This window comes from Marinobacter goseongensis, from assembly GCF_023156235.1.
In the GTDB taxonomy this organism is placed as follows: Bacteria; Pseudomonadota; Gammaproteobacteria; order Pseudomonadales; family Oleiphilaceae; genus Marinobacter; species Marinobacter goseongensis.
On the sequence record NZ_JAKZAI010000025.1, the window covers coordinates 1 to 16,287 of the forward strand.

16 protein-coding genes are annotated in these 16,287 nt (G+C 56.5%); 2 read left to right on the forward strand and 14 right to left on the reverse strand.

Annotation, left to right across the window (positions count from 1 at the left end; all coding sequences use genetic code 11):
• Positions 1-322 precede the first annotated feature (322 nt).
• On the forward strand, positions 323-1,864 hold the full coding sequence (gene istA / locus MLC70_RS16280) for an IS21 family transposase (protein WP_427902113.1): 1,542 nt from the start codon (positions 323-325) through the stop codon (positions 1,862-1,864).
• 10 nt (positions 1,865-1,874) lie between these two features.
• Complete coding sequence (gene istB / locus MLC70_RS16285) at positions 1,875-2,615, forward strand: IS21-like element helper ATPase IstB (RefSeq protein ID WP_248185411.1); 741 nt, start codon at positions 1,875-1,877, stop codon at positions 2,613-2,615.
• A 217-nt stretch (positions 2,616-2,832) separates the two neighbouring features.
• On the opposite strand, the gene MLC70_RS16290 is transcribed toward istB, so the two are convergent.
• From MLC70_RS16290 to MLC70_RS16355, 14 genes are all read right to left on the reverse strand, one after another.
• Positions 2,833-5,883, reverse strand: coding sequence for an efflux RND transporter permease subunit (locus MLC70_RS16290; RefSeq protein ID WP_248185412.1), 3,051 nt, complete (start codon positions 5,881-5,883; stop codon positions 2,833-2,835).
• Position 5,884: 1 nt separating this feature from the next.
• Complete coding sequence (locus tag MLC70_RS16295; protein WP_008172291.1) at positions 5,885-7,039, reverse strand: efflux RND transporter periplasmic adaptor subunit; 1,155 nt, start codon at positions 7,037-7,039, stop codon at positions 5,885-5,887.
• Between the two features lie 23 nt (positions 7,040-7,062).
• Positions 7,063-7,386, reverse strand: coding sequence for a hypothetical protein (locus MLC70_RS16300; protein ID WP_225316800.1), 324 nt, complete (start codon positions 7,384-7,386; stop codon positions 7,063-7,065).
• On the reverse strand, positions 7,358-7,807 hold the full coding sequence (locus MLC70_RS16305; protein ID WP_225316801.1) for a MerR family transcriptional regulator: 450 nt from the start codon (positions 7,805-7,807) through the stop codon (positions 7,358-7,360). Before MLC70_RS16305 ends, MLC70_RS16300 begins: the two co-directional genes overlap by 29 nt.
• Positions 7,808-7,857: 50 nt before the next feature.
• Complete coding sequence (gene lgt / locus MLC70_RS16310; RefSeq protein ID WP_136630492.1) at positions 7,858-8,661, reverse strand: prolipoprotein diacylglyceryl transferase; 804 nt, start codon at positions 8,659-8,661, stop codon at positions 7,858-7,860.
• 39 nt (positions 8,662-8,700) lie between these two features.
• Positions 8,701-9,585, reverse strand: a complete 885-nt coding sequence (gene ccmI, locus MLC70_RS16315) for a c-type cytochrome biogenesis protein CcmI (RefSeq protein ID WP_225316802.1) — start codon at positions 9,583-9,585, stop codon at positions 8,701-8,703.
• A gap of 2 nt (positions 9,586-9,587) precedes the next feature.
• A complete protein-coding gene (locus MLC70_RS16320) occupies positions 9,588-10,076 on the reverse strand; it encodes a cytochrome c-type biogenesis protein (protein WP_094625687.1) in 489 nt (162 codons plus the stop codon).
• Positions 10,067-10,591 (reverse strand): DsbE family thiol:disulfide interchange protein, encoded by a 525-nt coding sequence (locus MLC70_RS16325; protein WP_091700878.1) that lies wholly within the window; start codon positions 10,589-10,591, stop codon positions 10,067-10,069. Before MLC70_RS16325 ends, MLC70_RS16320 begins: the two co-directional genes overlap by 10 nt.
• Positions 10,588-12,585 carry a heme lyase CcmF/NrfE family subunit gene (locus MLC70_RS16330; RefSeq protein WP_091700881.1) on the reverse strand — a complete coding sequence of 666 codons (1,998 nt, stop codon included), beginning with the start codon at positions 12,583-12,585 and terminating at the stop codon, positions 10,588-10,590. The genes MLC70_RS16325 and MLC70_RS16330 overlap by 4 nt, the downstream gene beginning before the upstream one ends.
• A 108-nt stretch (positions 12,586-12,693) precedes the next feature.
• On the reverse strand, positions 12,694-13,332 hold the full coding sequence (locus MLC70_RS16335; RefSeq protein WP_058089838.1) for a peroxiredoxin: 639 nt from the start codon (positions 13,330-13,332) through the stop codon (positions 12,694-12,696).
• Between the two features lie 136 nt (positions 13,333-13,468).
• Positions 13,469-13,981: a signal peptidase II gene (gene lspA / locus MLC70_RS16340; protein ID WP_248185413.1), complete on the reverse strand. Its 513-nt coding sequence runs from the start codon at positions 13,979-13,981 to the stop codon at positions 13,469-13,471.
• Between the two features lie 3 nt (positions 13,982-13,984).
• Positions 13,985-14,881 (reverse strand): cation efflux transmembrane domain-containing protein, encoded by an 897-nt coding sequence (locus MLC70_RS16345; RefSeq protein WP_248185414.1) that lies wholly within the window; start codon positions 14,879-14,881, stop codon positions 13,985-13,987.
• Between the two features lie 325 nt (positions 14,882-15,206).
• The gene (locus MLC70_RS16350) at positions 15,207-15,536 is read right to left on the reverse strand and encodes an SHOCT domain-containing protein (protein WP_092033812.1); all 330 of its coding nucleotides are present in this window, start codon (positions 15,534-15,536) and stop codon (positions 15,207-15,209) included.
• Positions 15,537-15,703: 167 nt separating this feature from the next.
• Positions 15,704-16,258, reverse strand: coding sequence for a PepSY domain-containing protein (locus MLC70_RS16355; RefSeq protein ID WP_092033809.1), 555 nt, complete (start codon positions 16,256-16,258; stop codon positions 15,704-15,706).
• Positions 16,259-16,287: the final 29 nt, after the last annotated feature.

The following is a 16,287-nucleotide window of genomic DNA, read 5'->3' on the forward strand; positions in this document are numbered from 1 at the left end:
TGCGCCGCCGGTATCCGAGCTGTGGCTGATTTGTCCTACCCGACAGTCAATAACGCCGGCAATGAGGTTGTTGAGGGTGCATATTCCGGCCCATCATGAACACCCATTCCGGACGAACGTGAACACCAGTTCTGGTTTAACGTGAACAGCCATTCTGGTCGAAGATGAACACTTTCCCGGATTTTCCGGAATCGGTGTTCACGATGCCGGAATCAGCGTTCACATTCCCGGAAACGGTGTTCACGTTCAACCGGAATCCTTCTTAACGCATTGTTTATTCAACCGTTTGCTACTCTGACTCCTTTTTTTGGGGAGCGGAGTTGTGCCAGCAAAGAGAATTCCAATGCGTAAAATCAGAGAGGTGCTTCGCCTAAGGCTGGAAGCCGGGCTCTCGATCCGGCAGATCAGTGCCAGCACCAAGACCAGTGTCGGGGCCATCCAGAAGCTGTTAGCCCGGGCCGATGCCCTGAACCTCAACTGGCCGTTGCCCGAGGATTTGGACGATGGCCGCCTTGCGGCCCTGTTCTATCCCGGTGCCGATCCCACCACATCGACTCGCTACCAGGTGCCTGACTGGGCCACCGTTCATCAGGAACTCAAGCGTAAAGGGATGACCAAGCAGCTGTTGTGGGAGGAATACACAGCTCAGTATCCCAATCGCTGCTACAGCTACTCCCAGTACTGTGACCGTTACCGGCACTGGCTGAAGCAGCAGAAGCGCTCCATGCGCCAGACCCATAAGGCCGGTGAGAAGTGCTTCGTGGATTACTGCGGCCCGACCGTGCCGATCATCAACCCGCAGACCGGTGAGGTACGCACCGCTCAGGTGTTCGTGGCGGTGCTTGGGGCCTCCAACTACACCTACGCTGAAGCTACCTGGAGCCAGAGTTTACGAGACTGGCTATCCAGTCACGTGCGTACCTTTGAGTTCTTCGGTGGCATTCCGGAGATGGTCGTGCCGGACAACCTGCGCAGCGGTGTCAGCAAGGCCTGTCGGTACGATCCAGAGCTAAACCCCAGCTACCAGCAACTGGCCGAGCACTATCAGGTGGCCATCCTCCCGGCCAGGCCCTACAAGCCCAAGGACAAATCCAAGGCAGAAGTGGGCGTGCAAATCGTGGAGCGCTGGATCCTCGCCCGGTTGCGTCACCACACCTTCTTCACCCTCGCCGAAGCTAATCAATGCATTCGATCGTTGCTTGAAGAACTCAACAGCCGCCCGTTCCGGCGGCTGCCGGGCAACCGGCTGACAGCCTTCGAGACACTGGATCAACCAGCTCTGCGGCCCTTGCCGAAACAGCCCTATGAGTACGTCGAGATCCGGCGTTGCCGCGTTAACATCGATTACCACATCGAGTTCGAGCAGCACCATTACTCAGTCCCTCACCAGTACGTGGGAGAGCAGGTGGAAGTCCAGGTCAGCGACCACCTGGTGCAGATCCACTTCCGGCAACGCCAGGTGGCAAGTCACCCACGGCGTCACAGGCCGGGCACCACTACCGAAGCTGGTCACATGCCTACCCGGCACCGCAAACATCAGCAATGGGCCCCTGGCCGTCTCAAGAACTGGGCCCGGGACATCGGGCCAGACACGCTGATCTGGGTCAGTGATCGACTGGCTGAGCGGGAACATCCGGAGCAGGCCTACCGGGTCTGTCTCGGGCTACTCAACCTGACTCGGGAGTACCCCAGCCAACGCCTGAATGCCGGCTGCCGCATCGCCAATCGGGAAGGTCTGAACCGGCTCAAACACATCAAGGCCATCCTCCGGAGCAACCGGGACAAGCTGCCGGAACAACTGCCCCTGAACGCTGAGCTGCCCCAACACCACGAGAACATCCGTGGCCCGAAGAGCTTCCACTAGGACATCACCCATGAGCACGACACAAACCCTGGCAAGACTGAAAGACCTGAAACTAGGAGGCATGGCTGCCGCCCTAGAACACCAACAAAACCAGCCGGGCACCTACGACGAGCTGCCGTTCGCCGAGCGTCTGGAACTGCTGCTGGACCGGGAGTTCCAGACCCGGGAGCACCGAAAACAGGACCGCCTGGTACGCCAGGCCCGCTTCAAACTCCGGGCCTCGATCCAGGACATCGACTACCAGCACCCTCGCAACCTGAAGAAAGCTCAGGTGGCCCAACTGGCTCAGACCGACTGGCTGGAGCGTGGCCAGAACCTGTTGATCACCGGCCCCTGCGGCAGCGGGAAAACGTACCTGGGCTGTGCGCTGGGACATCAGGCCTGCCTGAACGGCCTCAGCACCCGGTATTACCGGATCTCCCGGTTACTGCTGGAACTGACTCAGGCCAAGGCTGACGGCACCTACCAGAAGACGCTGAACCAGCTGGCCAAAGTAAAGTTGCTGATCCTGGATGACTGGGGACTCGAAGCCCTGAAACCGGCACACCGGAACGACCTGATGGAGATCATGGATGACCGTCACGGCACGCACTCGACCATGATGATCAGCCAACTGCCTACCGATCAGTGGTATGCCGCCATCGGCGATAACACCCTGGCCGACGCCATCCTGGATCGGCTAATGCACAACGCCCATCGCTGGGCTCTGAAAGGAGAATCAATGAGAAAACGACTTCAGGAAATTGACTGAACGTGAACACCCGGAGTACAAACTCCGGTGGGTGATGCGTTAAGAAATCAGGTGTTCACGTTCAACCGGTATGGGTGTTCACGTTCGCCGGAATACGCAGAGGGATGACCTGCGTGCAAAAGTAGGCGAACTGATGAATGCAATGATTGCCGGAGGCTTTTTTCCTCCGGATCGCTTGTCCGGAGGAAAAAAAGACGCCTGAAAAACAGCGGGTGCGTTATTGATGATAAGAAATTCTCATTAACGTGCAGTACACCACTGGCAGCACCACTAACGTCAATACCGTTGCAACACCCAAACCGCACACGATAACCACCGCCATGCTCGCGAAGAAGGCATCGCTGAACAGAGGAATCATTCCCAACATGGTGGTTACGGCCGCCATAAGCACAGGTCGTACCCGGCTTACCGCGGCCTCAACCACCGCAGTGAATACATCATCCTGCTGTTCTAACTGAATATTGATCTCCTCAACCAGCACAATGGCATTCTTCAGTACCATACCGATCAGACTCAGAGTCCCGAGCAGCGCCATGAATGTAAAAGGCGCGCCGAGCAATACCAGTCCACCAATGATTCCAATCATCATGAGAGGAACAATCATCCAGATAGACAGAGCCTGTCGGAAGCTACCGAACAACAGCATCGAAATAATGAACATCCCCAACAGTCCAAGAGGCAGCGAGGAGAAAAGCGAAGTCTGAGCTTCGGATGAGGTCTCGTACTCTCCACCCCACTCAATCGAATAGCCGTGGGGAAGCTCCAGCGCGTCGACCTGCGGGCGGATCCTCTCCAGCACACTCGCCGCCGTCTCCCCCGACAAAGGCATGGGTTCGGCATAAACCGCCAACATCCGCTCCCTGTTTCTGCGTTTTATCAACGGATCCCGCAGTTCCGTATTGATGGCATTGATGACGTTGCCCGCGCTGACATAGCGGCCCTGCTCTTCACTCCAGACATTGATCGAGGTAAGGTTTTCGATGTCAAAACGCTGCTCCTCTCTTGACCGCATAATGATCGGAATGAGGTCGCTCCCCTCACGGTACACTCCAACCTGCTGCCCCTGATTATTCAGCAACAACGCCTGGTGCAGTGATTCGCGAGATACGCCAAGGCGCCGGGCCTGTTCTTCGAGGAACTCCGGTACGATCACGGCTTCCCGATTACCCCAGGACAAGCGCACGCTGTCGGCCAGAGGTTCATTTTCAAAAATTGCCTGCACGCGCACACCGATTTTCCGGAGTTCTTCGGGATCTTCTCCAAAGATACGAGCTTCAAGACTGGCTTTGGCTGAGGGCCCCACCTGCAAAGCCTGCACTTTGTAATGCACGTTCGGGAAGTCTGTACGCAGTTGCTCAATGACTTCCTCCATACGGGCCTCTCTCGACGCCTTATCCCGGGTCTCTACGATCAATTGGCCAAAACTGGCGTATCGCTGCTCCGGTGAATACGTCAACGTAAAACGCTGGGCTCCGCCACCGGTGACACTGGTCACCTGAACGACCTGGTCCATGTCATTCACGCGCGATTCCAGCCGCTTTACGGTCTCTTCGGTTTGCAAGATGTCGGCGCCCTCGGGCAACCAAAGGTCAACAAAGAAGAGTGGCGTTGTGGCATTCGGGAAGAAAGCATTCTTAACCTGTCCCGAGAACGATAGAACCCCAGCCAGAAGCGCGATCGCAAGTGTTAATGTCACGAAGCGATAATGAATCGCGTAGGTCAGCAGGCGGCGGAAGACGACGAAAACAATTCCCTTATAGGGGTCGTTATCGGATGACTGCCCGACACTCTCGAGCTTGTCGGGATAGAACATATCAAAGAAAAACGGGGTCAGAGTGAGTGCCGTCAGCCAGCTCAGGAAAAGCGAGTAGCACAGAACCCAGAACAGGGAGCCAATGAATTCTCCGGTGGTGTCTGGTGAAAGGCCGATAGGAGCAAAGGCCGTAATGGCAATCACGGTAGCGCCGAGCAGCGGGTACCGGTTCTGCGAGACCACTTCTTTGGCTGCCTGCCTTTTGGACTTGCCCTTGGAAAGGCCAATCATCATGCCCTCGGTGACGACGATGGCATTATCGACCAGCATCCCCAGCGCAATGATCAGCGCACCCAATGAAATCTTCTGGAGCTGAATACCGTGTATTGCCATAAGCACGAATGTACCCATGATGGTAATCAGCAGGATCAGCCCCATGAGCAGGCCACTTCGCAGCCCCATGAACAGCAAAAGCACAATAATGACAATGCCCACCGCCTGAGCAAGGTTCATGAGAAAAGCAGATACTGCCTCCTCGACTACTTCAGGCTGGTTATACACTGTGTTCAGTGTCATGCCGATGGGTTGCTGTTTTTCCAGGCGTTTCAAAGCCTCATTGAGACTCTCACCTACATCAACAACGTTGGTGCCCTCTGCAAATGACACGCCGATGGTCAAAGCAGGCAATCCGTCAGAGTGGTAAAGCAAGGCGGGTGAGTCATTGGTCACCCTGCGAACTTCGGCCAGATCGCTGAGCCGGATAATACCCGAATCAGCGCTTCCAACTGCCAGTTGCTCAAGTGCCTGAACGGAATCAAGCTGACCGGTTGGCTGAACGGATAACGACAGCCCTTCACTGCGCAGGTGGCCAGCGTTGCCCACCGTATTCTGCGCATTCAGAAGGCTTGCCAGGTATTCTGGCGAGATGCCAAGAGCACGCATACGGTCACGGTCCAGTGACACGATCATCTGCTCGTCGACACGACCACCGATACTGACTTTTGCGACGCCCTCCAACAATCGCAGTTCTCGCTGAATGAGATCCGCATGGTCACCAAGATCTTTCAGCGAGTAGCCGTCACCACGCAACGTGAGCAGCAGGCCGAAGACATCGCCAAAGTCATCGTTCACGATGGACGTGTTCACGCCTGGTGGCAGACCAGGCTGGGCATCATTAATCTTTCGCCGAAGGATATCCCAATACTGGTCTAACTCCCCTTCTCTGACCGTCTTCTTGAGTTGGACAGTAATCTGCGACAAGCCGTCCGAGTTCACCGAAGTAATGTCATCGATGCCCGGCATCTGCTGGATCGCTTTTTCCAGAGGCAGCGTAACCTCCTCCTCGACTTCAAGAGGCGTTGCTCCGGGATATTGGGTGGTCACCAAGGCGGAACGTAACGTGAACTCCGGGAATTCAAGCTGGCCAAGACCCAGAAACGCGAACATGCCCCCAACCCCAAGCAACAGCGTGACCATCCAGCTGATGGACTTCCGATCAAGAAAATAATCGACCATCTCAGAGCCCGCCCTCTTTTTCCCAGGGACGGACCGAACGATCCCTGTTCATCCGGTGAGCGCCGGCAACCACGATTCTGTCGCCCGGGCTGAGCTCTCCCCGAACAAGCACGCCATCGTTCATTTTCTTACCCGGCTCGACATCCACCGGCTCGACGCTGCCCGTGTTATCGCCATTCTCACCATCGGCAGCAGCCACGTATCGCCAAACCACGCTAGTGCCGGGTTCTGCGTCAGGTGTTACAAGCGCCGCGGTTGGTATCAGCCACGACGGGGCGCTCTCTCCAGCCAATGTGCCGTAATCAAGCAGAACGGTCGCGCTCATCCCCGAAAGCACTGTGATGTCCTCGGGTTCAGGGAGCGTTACGGTAACCTCATAACTGAGCGACCCCTGAGAGGCATTGCTGTCATGCTCTTTGTAGCTCGCGGCGTAGCGTTTATCGGGAAGCTCGGGAAACTGTACCCACGCGATAGTGTTGCCATTGGCGCGAACGTTCCTGGATCTCTGTGGTTGAAGGCGGCGGACCTGTTGTTCAGGCATCTGGAACGAGACGTCGATAGAGCCGGGCCGTTGCAGTTCGGCAATGGCCTGCTGCGCTGATACAACCTGAAAGACATCCACCGGCACCCGTGAAATGACGCCATCAAATGGCGCTTTGAGAACGGTATAGGAAAGTTGGTCCTCCGCGCTGGCCAGTTGCGCTCTGGCAGAGAGGTACTCGGCCTCGGCCTCATCGAAACGGGCCTGACTGATGGCCTGGCGCTCCAACGATATTCGCATTCGCTCGAAGGTGGCCTGTGCCAGATTGAAATTTGACCGGGCGTTTTCCAGGCGGGTTCTTGCGTCCCGATCGTCCAGGCGGGCAACGACCTCCCCTTTTTCCACAGTGTCGCCTGCTTTAACGGCCAGCTCCGTCAGCTCTCCTCCCACTCTGAAAGAGAGTTCTGAATGGTCAGACGCCGAGACTCTGCCCGGATACTGATTGAGCGTGCCTGACTGCGCCTGCTCCAGCGTCATGAGCTTTACCGGGTAGACAGTTTGCTGTGTCAGAGGGGGCGCCTCCGCCGAACATCCCATCACCAGGAGGCTCGAAAGCATTGCAAGCGCTTGTAGGCCTCTCAAGGGCATGGCGGTACTGACCATCTTGAATTTCATAACGCGTCACTCTCCAGAAAAAATTAGGTATTCCGACGATCGGCAACCGCATCCCAAGCCATATTAAACGCTAATTCGATATGCTCATCGGTACCTTCGAACGACCCTTGCAGGCATCGTTGAACGAGGTGGTAAATCGGGCGGAACATAAACGTTTCGAGAAGTGGAAAAGGTACCGGTTTGATCAGCCCGGATTGCTTTCCCTGATCAACTGCATTCAAAAGATTTGCGGCTCGGCTTTCGTTTCGTGCCTGGATCTCGGGAGTCATCCAAGCAGAATGCGTGAACGTCTCGTGGTAGCGGAATAGTTCCGGACGCTCAAGGCCGATCCTGGACAGAATGGCCATTGGGGGCTCCATCAGGCATCTGTCTCCAAACCTGGACTGTAGTTTTCATGTCGTCACGAAGTCTCTTGAGCTCCTTTAACTCCTGATCCAGTCTGCAAAGGCGGTCTGTGAATAGCTCCTTCAGGTCGCTGCCAGCCAAGCCACCCTCCGTCCCATGACTTAGAATGACTTTGACTTCACGCAGGTTGAATCCCAGCTTGTTTGCCACGCGAACAAACCGTAAGCGCCACAGGTCTTCCGAATTATACAAGTTGTAGCCATTTCGGGGATCTTTTCGTGGCCGAAGTAACCCTTCACGGTTATAGAAACGAACGGTGTCCGGAGAGACATCCGCCAAGTTTGCAATTTCATTGACTTTCATCGTGCCCACATCGCTCGCATGAAACAGATCCCGATATATCAGAGGAGAAAACGCCAGCATGACCACTCTGAAACTCTCTCAATTTGTTATTGCATAAATGAAGTCGACCTTTATCCGCCCGTCGCCACCTTTACGTTATTGATCGGTTGGCTTTTCGACCAAGCGACTAACCCAAGGCCTCCAAGGATCATCGGCAAGGTCAACAACTGCCCCATGGTCACCCAGTCAAGGGCAATGAACCCCAGTTGCGGGTCGGGGAGGCGAACAAACTCGACCGCAAAACGGAAAATTCCGTAGAGCAACAGGAACAGGCCGGACGTTGCGCCCATCCGACGAGGGTGGCGTGAGAACCACCACAGCACCACAAACAGCACAACACCTTCCAGGGCAAACTCGTACAATGACGACGGGTGACGTGGCGCCGACCCCATATTCGGGAACACCATGGCCCAGGGCACGTCGCTGACCCGCCCCGGGAGCTCGTGGTTGATAAAGTTGCCAAGGCGCCCCGCCCCCAGGCCAATTGGCACCAGTGGCGCTATAAAATCCGTGAGTTGGAAAAACCGCAGGTTCTGCTTGCGGGCGAAGACCAAGGCTGCAATCAGGACGCCGGTCAAGCCGCCGTGAAAACTCATGCCCCCTTCCCAGATCTTGAGCAGCCAGAGCGGGTTGTCTGCCAGCTTGTCAAAACCGTAGAAGAGCGCGTAACCGACGCGGCCACCCAGAATGACGCCCATCGCACAGTAGAAAATCAATGTTTCAACAGCGTCTGCGTTCAACCCGAGTCGATGAGCCCGACGACGCCCCAGCCACCAGGCCGCGAGAAAACCGACAAGGTACATCAGGCCGTACCAATGGATTTTCAGTGGGCCCAGTGCAATGGCTACCGGGTCTATTTGAGGATACTGAAGCATAAGCTTCCCTGATTTCGTGTGTGAACGTGCGTTAGGGTTTCAATCAGTAACACGTTCCGCTCCATTGGCTGTCTCCTCCAATCGTTGCCTGGCAACAGCGATACCTTTACGAATGACCTCTGCGGAGGCGGAATCCTCGAAGCCAGCCAACGCTCGGCGCCAGTAACCGATCGCCTGTTCATAGCGGCCATCGTCGAAAGCCTCAACCCCCAGCATGCCCAACACTGTCGGCTGACGCGGATCCTTATCGAGTGTTTCATCTACCAGCGCCTGAACTTCATAGGTCAGGCTGCCTCCGGCCACATAGAATTTCAACTGAGCCAGTTGGGCCAGAAGATCGGCTCGGCGGCCTTCCAGTTCGATCAATCGCTCCAGGGCGCGAATCGACCGATCTGGCTGACCGACCTTCTGGTACAGCGGAAACAACAAAGCCCAGACCTTGGGATTATCCGGCTGACTCTCGGCCTGCTCTTCGAGCCGGACAATCAGGTTCTCCGGTGAGGCACCGGGAGAGTTAAGAACCTCCTGCACCACGGCATACAGAGCCAGATCGCCATTGGCGCCCACCCATCGATAGCCGGTTACGGTGGCGGCAATCAATGCCGTTATCACCAGAGGGATTACAAAACGTCCTGCCAGCGGGTTCCTGAGAGGCACGCGACGACGGGCCTCGGTGTCCTCCAGAAGATTGCGTTCAAGCTCGTGACGGCTTTCTTCAAAGCGTGCGACGTCAACCTCGCCGCGCTCGCAGGCGCTTTCCAGTGCCGCAAGCCGACGCTCATACACGGCCAGATTCTGCTCCTCCGCGCGGTCATCCGTTTCAAACCCTTGCTGCCAGTCATGGATCGCCCTTGCTCGCCGTAACGGTAGACTCAGGAACCACAGCGCTATAAGCAACAGTGTGCCGATACTTAACCAGAGCATAGTCATTCCGACCTCTCACGATGACGATGAATCAAAGAGGACAGGCGGGCACGCTCCTCCTCGGATAGCGGCCGAACTCGCCGGTGTCTGCGTGCCTGGACAAACGCAATCACAACCAGGCCACCACCCACTACCAACGCCGCCGGCAACGCCCACAGCAGCCACGTGCGCCCGTCAAGGCGCGGATTGTAAAGAACGAACTCGCCAAAACGATTAGCCATGAAATCGAGGATCTCCTTATCCGCACGCCCCTCATGAAGCATCAGCGCTACCCGCTCCCGCATGTCCGCCGCCACCGGCGAATTGGAACTGTCGATGGCTTGCGCATCACATTTAGGGCACCGCAAAGACGCCGTAAGGTCGCGATAACGCTCCGCCATCACCGGATCCTCGAAATGACGCGCATCGATTGCCGTGTCCGCCATCGACTGGAACGAAGCCAGCAAAAGCACGATGACCACACAGCAACGGCTCTTCAGGGTTAGTGCCATTTTTCTACCTCCGCCATGACTTCATCCACCTGGGCGGGCGTGATATACCCAACGTGCTTGTATCGAACGATACCGTTTGCGTCGACCAAGAAGGTTTCGGGCACGCCATACACGCCAAGCTCGAAACCCAGGTCACCGGCAGGATCGAAGATGTTGACCTCGAAAGGTTTTCCAAACTCTTCAAGAAACTGTCGTCCCAGGTCGCGGGCGTCTTTATAGTTGATGCCCACCATCTGAACGCCGCGCTCAGAGAGCGCCAGCAACTGGGGCATCTCCTCCTTGCAAGTCGGGCACCAGGAGGCCCAGACATTGACCAGAGACATCCGGCCACGAAGCAGGGATTCATCCACCTCGGCGCCGGGTTCCTCCAGCGTTGAGAGCGTGAACGACGGAAACTCCTGACCCCACAAGGCCGACTCGCGAGCACTGGGATCCAGCGAAAGCCCCCGGTATAAAAAGAAGGCCAGGCCAACGAATACCAGAAAAGGAAGCAGCAGCAACAGCCGGCGTATCATGCGCGGACCTCGCGCGTCGGCCCCGTCGATTCCCCGTTAGCGGCGACTGCACGGCGACGACGGTAGCGGCGGTCTGCCACGGCGAGGACGCCCCCGAAAGCCATCAACAGCGCACCCAGCCATAGCCAGCGTATGAAGGGCTTGACCTGTATGCGCATTGCCCAGCTACCGTCGTCCAGCTCCTCACCCATGGCCACATAAAGGTCCCGAAGCAGGCCAGGATGCAGCGCGACATCGGTCATCGGCTGCCCTCGGGCAATGTACAGGCGCTTCTCCGGGTACAGGGTGGTGACAATCCGGCCTTCACGGGCAACCTCGATGGTCGCCGTATCGGCGAGGAAGTTGGGCCCCCGACGCTCGCCCAGTTCGGTCAGCGTAAAATCGTACCCGCCCAGATTCACCTGCTCACCGATATCAAGCCGCACATTACGCTCCATGGCGTAGTTCGACACCATCACCACGCCCACGATGGTGACGGCCAGGCCCACGTGGCCGACCACCATGCCCCAGTATGAAGGGGTCAACTTACGCAATCCGGACAGCGCAGAGGACGCATTGCGGACTTTATCAAACAGGTCGCGCACCAACGCCAGTACTACCCACAGGGCCGCCACCATCCCCAGCGCCACGGCGACATTCCACTGGCCGTTGTAAAGAAACGGTATCGATATCGCAATCGCCAGTGCGGCCAAGCCCGCCCCCAGTAGTCGCCGGAACAGCTCCCGACCGGGCATCTGCTTCCAGCGTGAGACCGGCCCCAGCCCCATAAAGGCACACAGCATGACGGTCAGTGGCACGAACAGGCTATTAAAGTAAGGCGCGCCGATACTGACCTTGCCCAGCCCGAGTGCATCCAGGATCAAGGGGTACAGGGTGCCCATCAGGACCGTGATCGTCATGATGACCAGCAAAATATTGTTGATCAGCAACAGAGCATCCCGGGAAAGCCAGCTAAAGCCCGCATTGGCGCTCATTCGCGGCGCCCGTAGCGCAAAGATCAAAAGCGAGACGCCGACCGTTATTCCCAGCAACGCCAGAATGAAGAGCCCCCGAGATGGATCATTGGCAAAGGCATGAACCGAGGTCAGTACCCCTGAGCGCACCAGGAAGGTGCCCAGTAACGAGAGTGAGAACGTGAAAATCGCCAGCAGTGCCGTCCAGCTCTTGAACGTGCCGCGTTTTTCCGTGACCGCCAGTGAATGTATCAGCGCTGTCCCGCTCAGCCAGGGCAGGAGCGATGCATTTTCCACCGGATCCCAGAACCACCAGCCGCCCCAACCCAGCTCATAGTAGGCCCACCAGCTACCCAGAGCGATGCCGAGGGTCAGAAAGGCCCAGGCAATGTTGGTCCACGGCCGAACCCAGCGCGTCCAGGCCGCATCGAGACGCCCTTCGATCAGCGCAGCGATGGCAAAAGCAAAGACCACTGAAAAACCCACATAGCCCATGTAAAGCATCGGCGGATGGATGATCAGGCCAACATCCTGCAACAACGGATTCAGATCGGCACCGTCGGCTGGCATGCCCGGCAACAGGCGATCAAAGGGACTGGACGTAACGACGATGAAAAGCAGGAACCCTGCGCTGACGACACCCAGAACTCCCAGAACCCGTGCCAGCATATCCCGTGGCAACTGGCGGGAAAACAGACTGACGGCAAAGCCCCAGCCACTGAGAATCAGACTCCATAACAGCACCGAGCCTTCATGAGAGCCCCAGACGGCGGTGAACTTGTAGTACCAGGGCAGCATCGAGTTGGAATTACGGGCCACATAATCCACGCTGAAATCATCCAGAAGAAAACTGGCGGTCAGGCTGGCATAAGAAACCAGTAGAAAAACAAATTGCCCCCATGCCATGGGCTCTGCAAATGCCATCCACAACGGGCGCCGGGTGGCGGCTCCCAGCAAGGGCACGGTCGCCTGAAGCAGCGACAGGCAAAGTGCAATCAATAACGCGAAGAGACCAACTTCAGGGATTGTCAGGGTAAGCATTTCGGGGCCGTGTTCGGTTGCGGGTTCGGCGATGACCGAACCTATCGGTGAAGGTTTCTCAGGTATTGCTTCGTCAGCCAGCCACAAGGCCAGCTGACGAATTCTCTATTACTTCCGACCAGGTTGGCGGGTAACGCGCAGATACGGTGTCTGCTCATCCCATCCGTCGGGGAAGCGCTCTTTGGCCTCTTCGTTGGAGAGCGACGGAACGATGATCACATCCTCGCCATTCTTCCAGTCCACCGGCGTGGCCACTTTGTGGTTGTCGGTCAGCTGGAGCGAATCAATGACGCGCAGGATCTCGTCCAGATTGCGCCCGGTGCTGGGCGGATACGTCAGCATCAGACGGATTTTTTTCGCGGAATCGATAATGAATACCGTTCGAACAGTCACCTTGGGATCGGCTTTTGGATGGATCATTCCGTACTGGTCGGCAACCACCTGATCCTTGTCTGCCAACAGGGGAAAATTGAGCCCCTTGCCCTGGGTTTTCTCGATATCCTTCGCCCAGTCTTTATGGGAGTCGAGCGGGTCGACGGAGACCCCGATCAGCTTCACACCGCGACTGGCGAACTCGTCCTTACGCTTGGCGAAGGCGCCGAGCTCTGTGGTACAGACAGGGGTGTAGTCGGCGGGGTGTGAAAACAGCACGGCCCAGTCGTCTCCCAGCCACTCATGAAACTGAATGTTTCCCTCGGTGGATGCGACGGTGAAATCGGGAGCGGTTTCTCCAAGTTGCAATGTCATCGTTTCATTCTCCTTTGCTTTGGTTGTCGTTCCAGGTTCGTCACTACAGACGAATTTTTAAAGTCAACTTTAACGTCAAGAGGTTTGTCACACGCTTTTCAGCCAGCTCGGCCATGGGATTATTCAGTGTCAGACATCAGCCAGATTCACCCGGTTCGGCATTCATGCCTGATTGTTCGCGTGAGAAACTGGCATAAACGAAAAGCAAAGCGCCAAGAACAATTGCGATATCTGCAAGGTTAAAGGCCGGCCAGTGCCAGGATTGCCAATAGACATCAAAGGAATCCACAACATAGCCGCGGAATATCCGGTCAATCAGGTTGCCCATGGCACCGCCAAGAATAAGACTGTACGCGATGGCTTCTCCCCTGCGGCGGCACTGAAGAATCAACCTGATCAGTACGATCGAGACCACTACCGCGATTGCGATAAGAAAGTAGCGCTGCCAGCCTCCACCATCGGCAAACAGACTGAATGCGGCGCCGGTGTTCCAGACATGAACCCAGTTAAAGAACGGGGTCACCGGAATCGATTCGCCATACGCCATTGACTGCTGGACCAGCCATTTTACAACCTGATCAGACGCCGCAATCAGGCCCGAAATAGCCAGCAGGCCATACGGCAAGTGTTTTTTGGCAACGATGGACATTGTTTAACCCTTAAGCGCGAGGATGCGCCTAGCCCCGTTGAGTACGATAACCCCCGCAATGCTGCCGATGATCAGGTCCGGGTAGTTGGAGCCAGTCCACGCGACCAGGGCGCCAGCGGTAATGACCCCCAGATTGATCACCACATCGTTGGCTGAGAATATCCAGCTCGCCTTCATGTGGGCACCGCCCTCCCGATGTTTGGATATCAGCAGCAGACAGGTGGTATTGGCGATCAATGCAATGAACGCAATCCCCATCATTACCAGCGACTCCGGCTCACTGCCGAAGACAAAGCGCCTCACCACCTCTGCAAGTACGCCTACAGCCAGTATCAGTTGGAGTACGCCCGCGAGATGCGCCGCACGCACCTGCATTTTCACGCTGTGCCCAACCGCATACAGGGCGAGCCCATACACGGCCGCGTCGGCAAAATTGTCCAGGGATTCTGCAATCAAACCGGTGGAGTGCGCGATCAGGCCGGCCGTCATTTCCACCACAAACAGGACAGCATTGATACCGAGCAACCAACGCAGGGTGCCCGACTCCTGCTCGGCCGAGATAGCCGTACCCCCGAGCGCCTTGATTGATTCAGGGTCGGCAGCGGCCGTTTCCTGAAGCGAAGCTCCCAGCCCGAGGGTCGCCAGCTTCGCGGTGATAGGCTCAGCCTCGCCATCGTGCACAACCTTCAACCGCCGATCAGACAGGTCGAAGGACAGCCCGCGAATGTCTTCAAAACCATTCAGGGCCAGTCGAATCATCCGTTCCTCCGAAGGACAATCCATCTTCGGTACGGTATACACACTGATCCAGTTGCCGGACGCTTCGGAGGCCTCTGGCCCGGTATTGCCCTCTGTGGGCGGTCCATCGCAGCCACAGGCGTCTTCACAAGTTTTGCTCATGATATGGCTCCATTTGAGTATCGTCGGATTATGATTTAAAACCATATAGCCATTATAAGGTCAATAAAACAGTTACGATCTGTTGGGGAGGAACCTGATGCGCATTGGGCAGTCGGCTCGGTCAGTTGGTGGTGATACCCAACAATCCTCTTCTATGGACAACAATGGAACCGTAGCTTTTAGGCGAACCGGATCAACGTACATGTCCGGCCATCACATCGATGCCCACCAGAGCACACAGCATGGTAGCCTCCGCGCGCAGGTTGTGGTGGATAGCGTCCGCCCAAACGTAAACCCAGCGATCCCGACCAAGCCGCGACCGGTGTCAGTCTTGAAGAACCCGCCGTTTCTCCTCGAATTCCTCTTTGTCGATCTCACCACGTGCAAAGCGGCCCTTGAGAATATCGATGGCGGGCGCAGAAGACGTCGTTGAACCGCCATGCTTGATCCCTCCTAACCGCCGGACGGTGAGGATGACGACCAAAATTATTATCGCAACAAATAAAAGCATCATCAGCGGACCGAAGGGCCAGTCGCCCCAGCCCTCACCCCACATCATGTCACGTCCATAGCAGAGACCAGGTTGTTGCGCCCAGGCAAGCGAGCTGTACAAAAACGCTGCCAATGAGCCCCCCATGATCGCGACTTTTTCCATTTCCGTGTCTCCTTGCCTATCGGGCTGGCAGCATCCGGCCGGTTTGGCGATTGACCTCACAGCCTTGAACCGGCGAGCCGTCCTTTGCCTCCATCGCTCCTAGCTTGAGGTTTGAATTGCGCAGCCAGGCGATCCAGGGATTCATTTGTCCGAGGCGCGTCGGCTTATTACCCGCACCGCTGCTCCTTGCGCTTAATCTCACCGGTCTTGGCGTTGACATGCAGCTCGAATTTTTTGCCATCGGCATCAGTAGCCATAACCCAGTACTGATTCTTCTCGCCCTTGCGTTTGATTTTGGAGACATCCGAAAAGCCCTTTTCCTTCAGCTTTGCAATGACCTCCTCCCTGGAGAGGGAGTCCTTGGCCTCCCTCACTTTCTTGACAATTTCACCTGTTTTCGCTTCAACGAAAAATTCGACCTCTTTGCCTCCCGGGTCGCGGGCCTCAACGCTGTATCGGCCGTCCTCGCGATCGATATCGGAAATATCCGAGTATCCTTGCTCCTTCACCTTCGCGATAATCTGTTCAATTGAAAGTTGTGTTTTTTCGGTGGCTGATTCTGGCGCTTGGCTTGCCTGGGAGATCTCGGTTGCAGGTGCATTGACCTGAGTTTCGTTTTGCGCATACGAAGCCACGGCCTTGCCAGCCCCTCCTGCTATAAGCGCAGCAACGGTGAAGGCAGATAAGAGGCTATTGGTCGAACGCTGAATTATGGCGGTCATGTAGCTTCTCCATTTGGGGTCAATTAAGA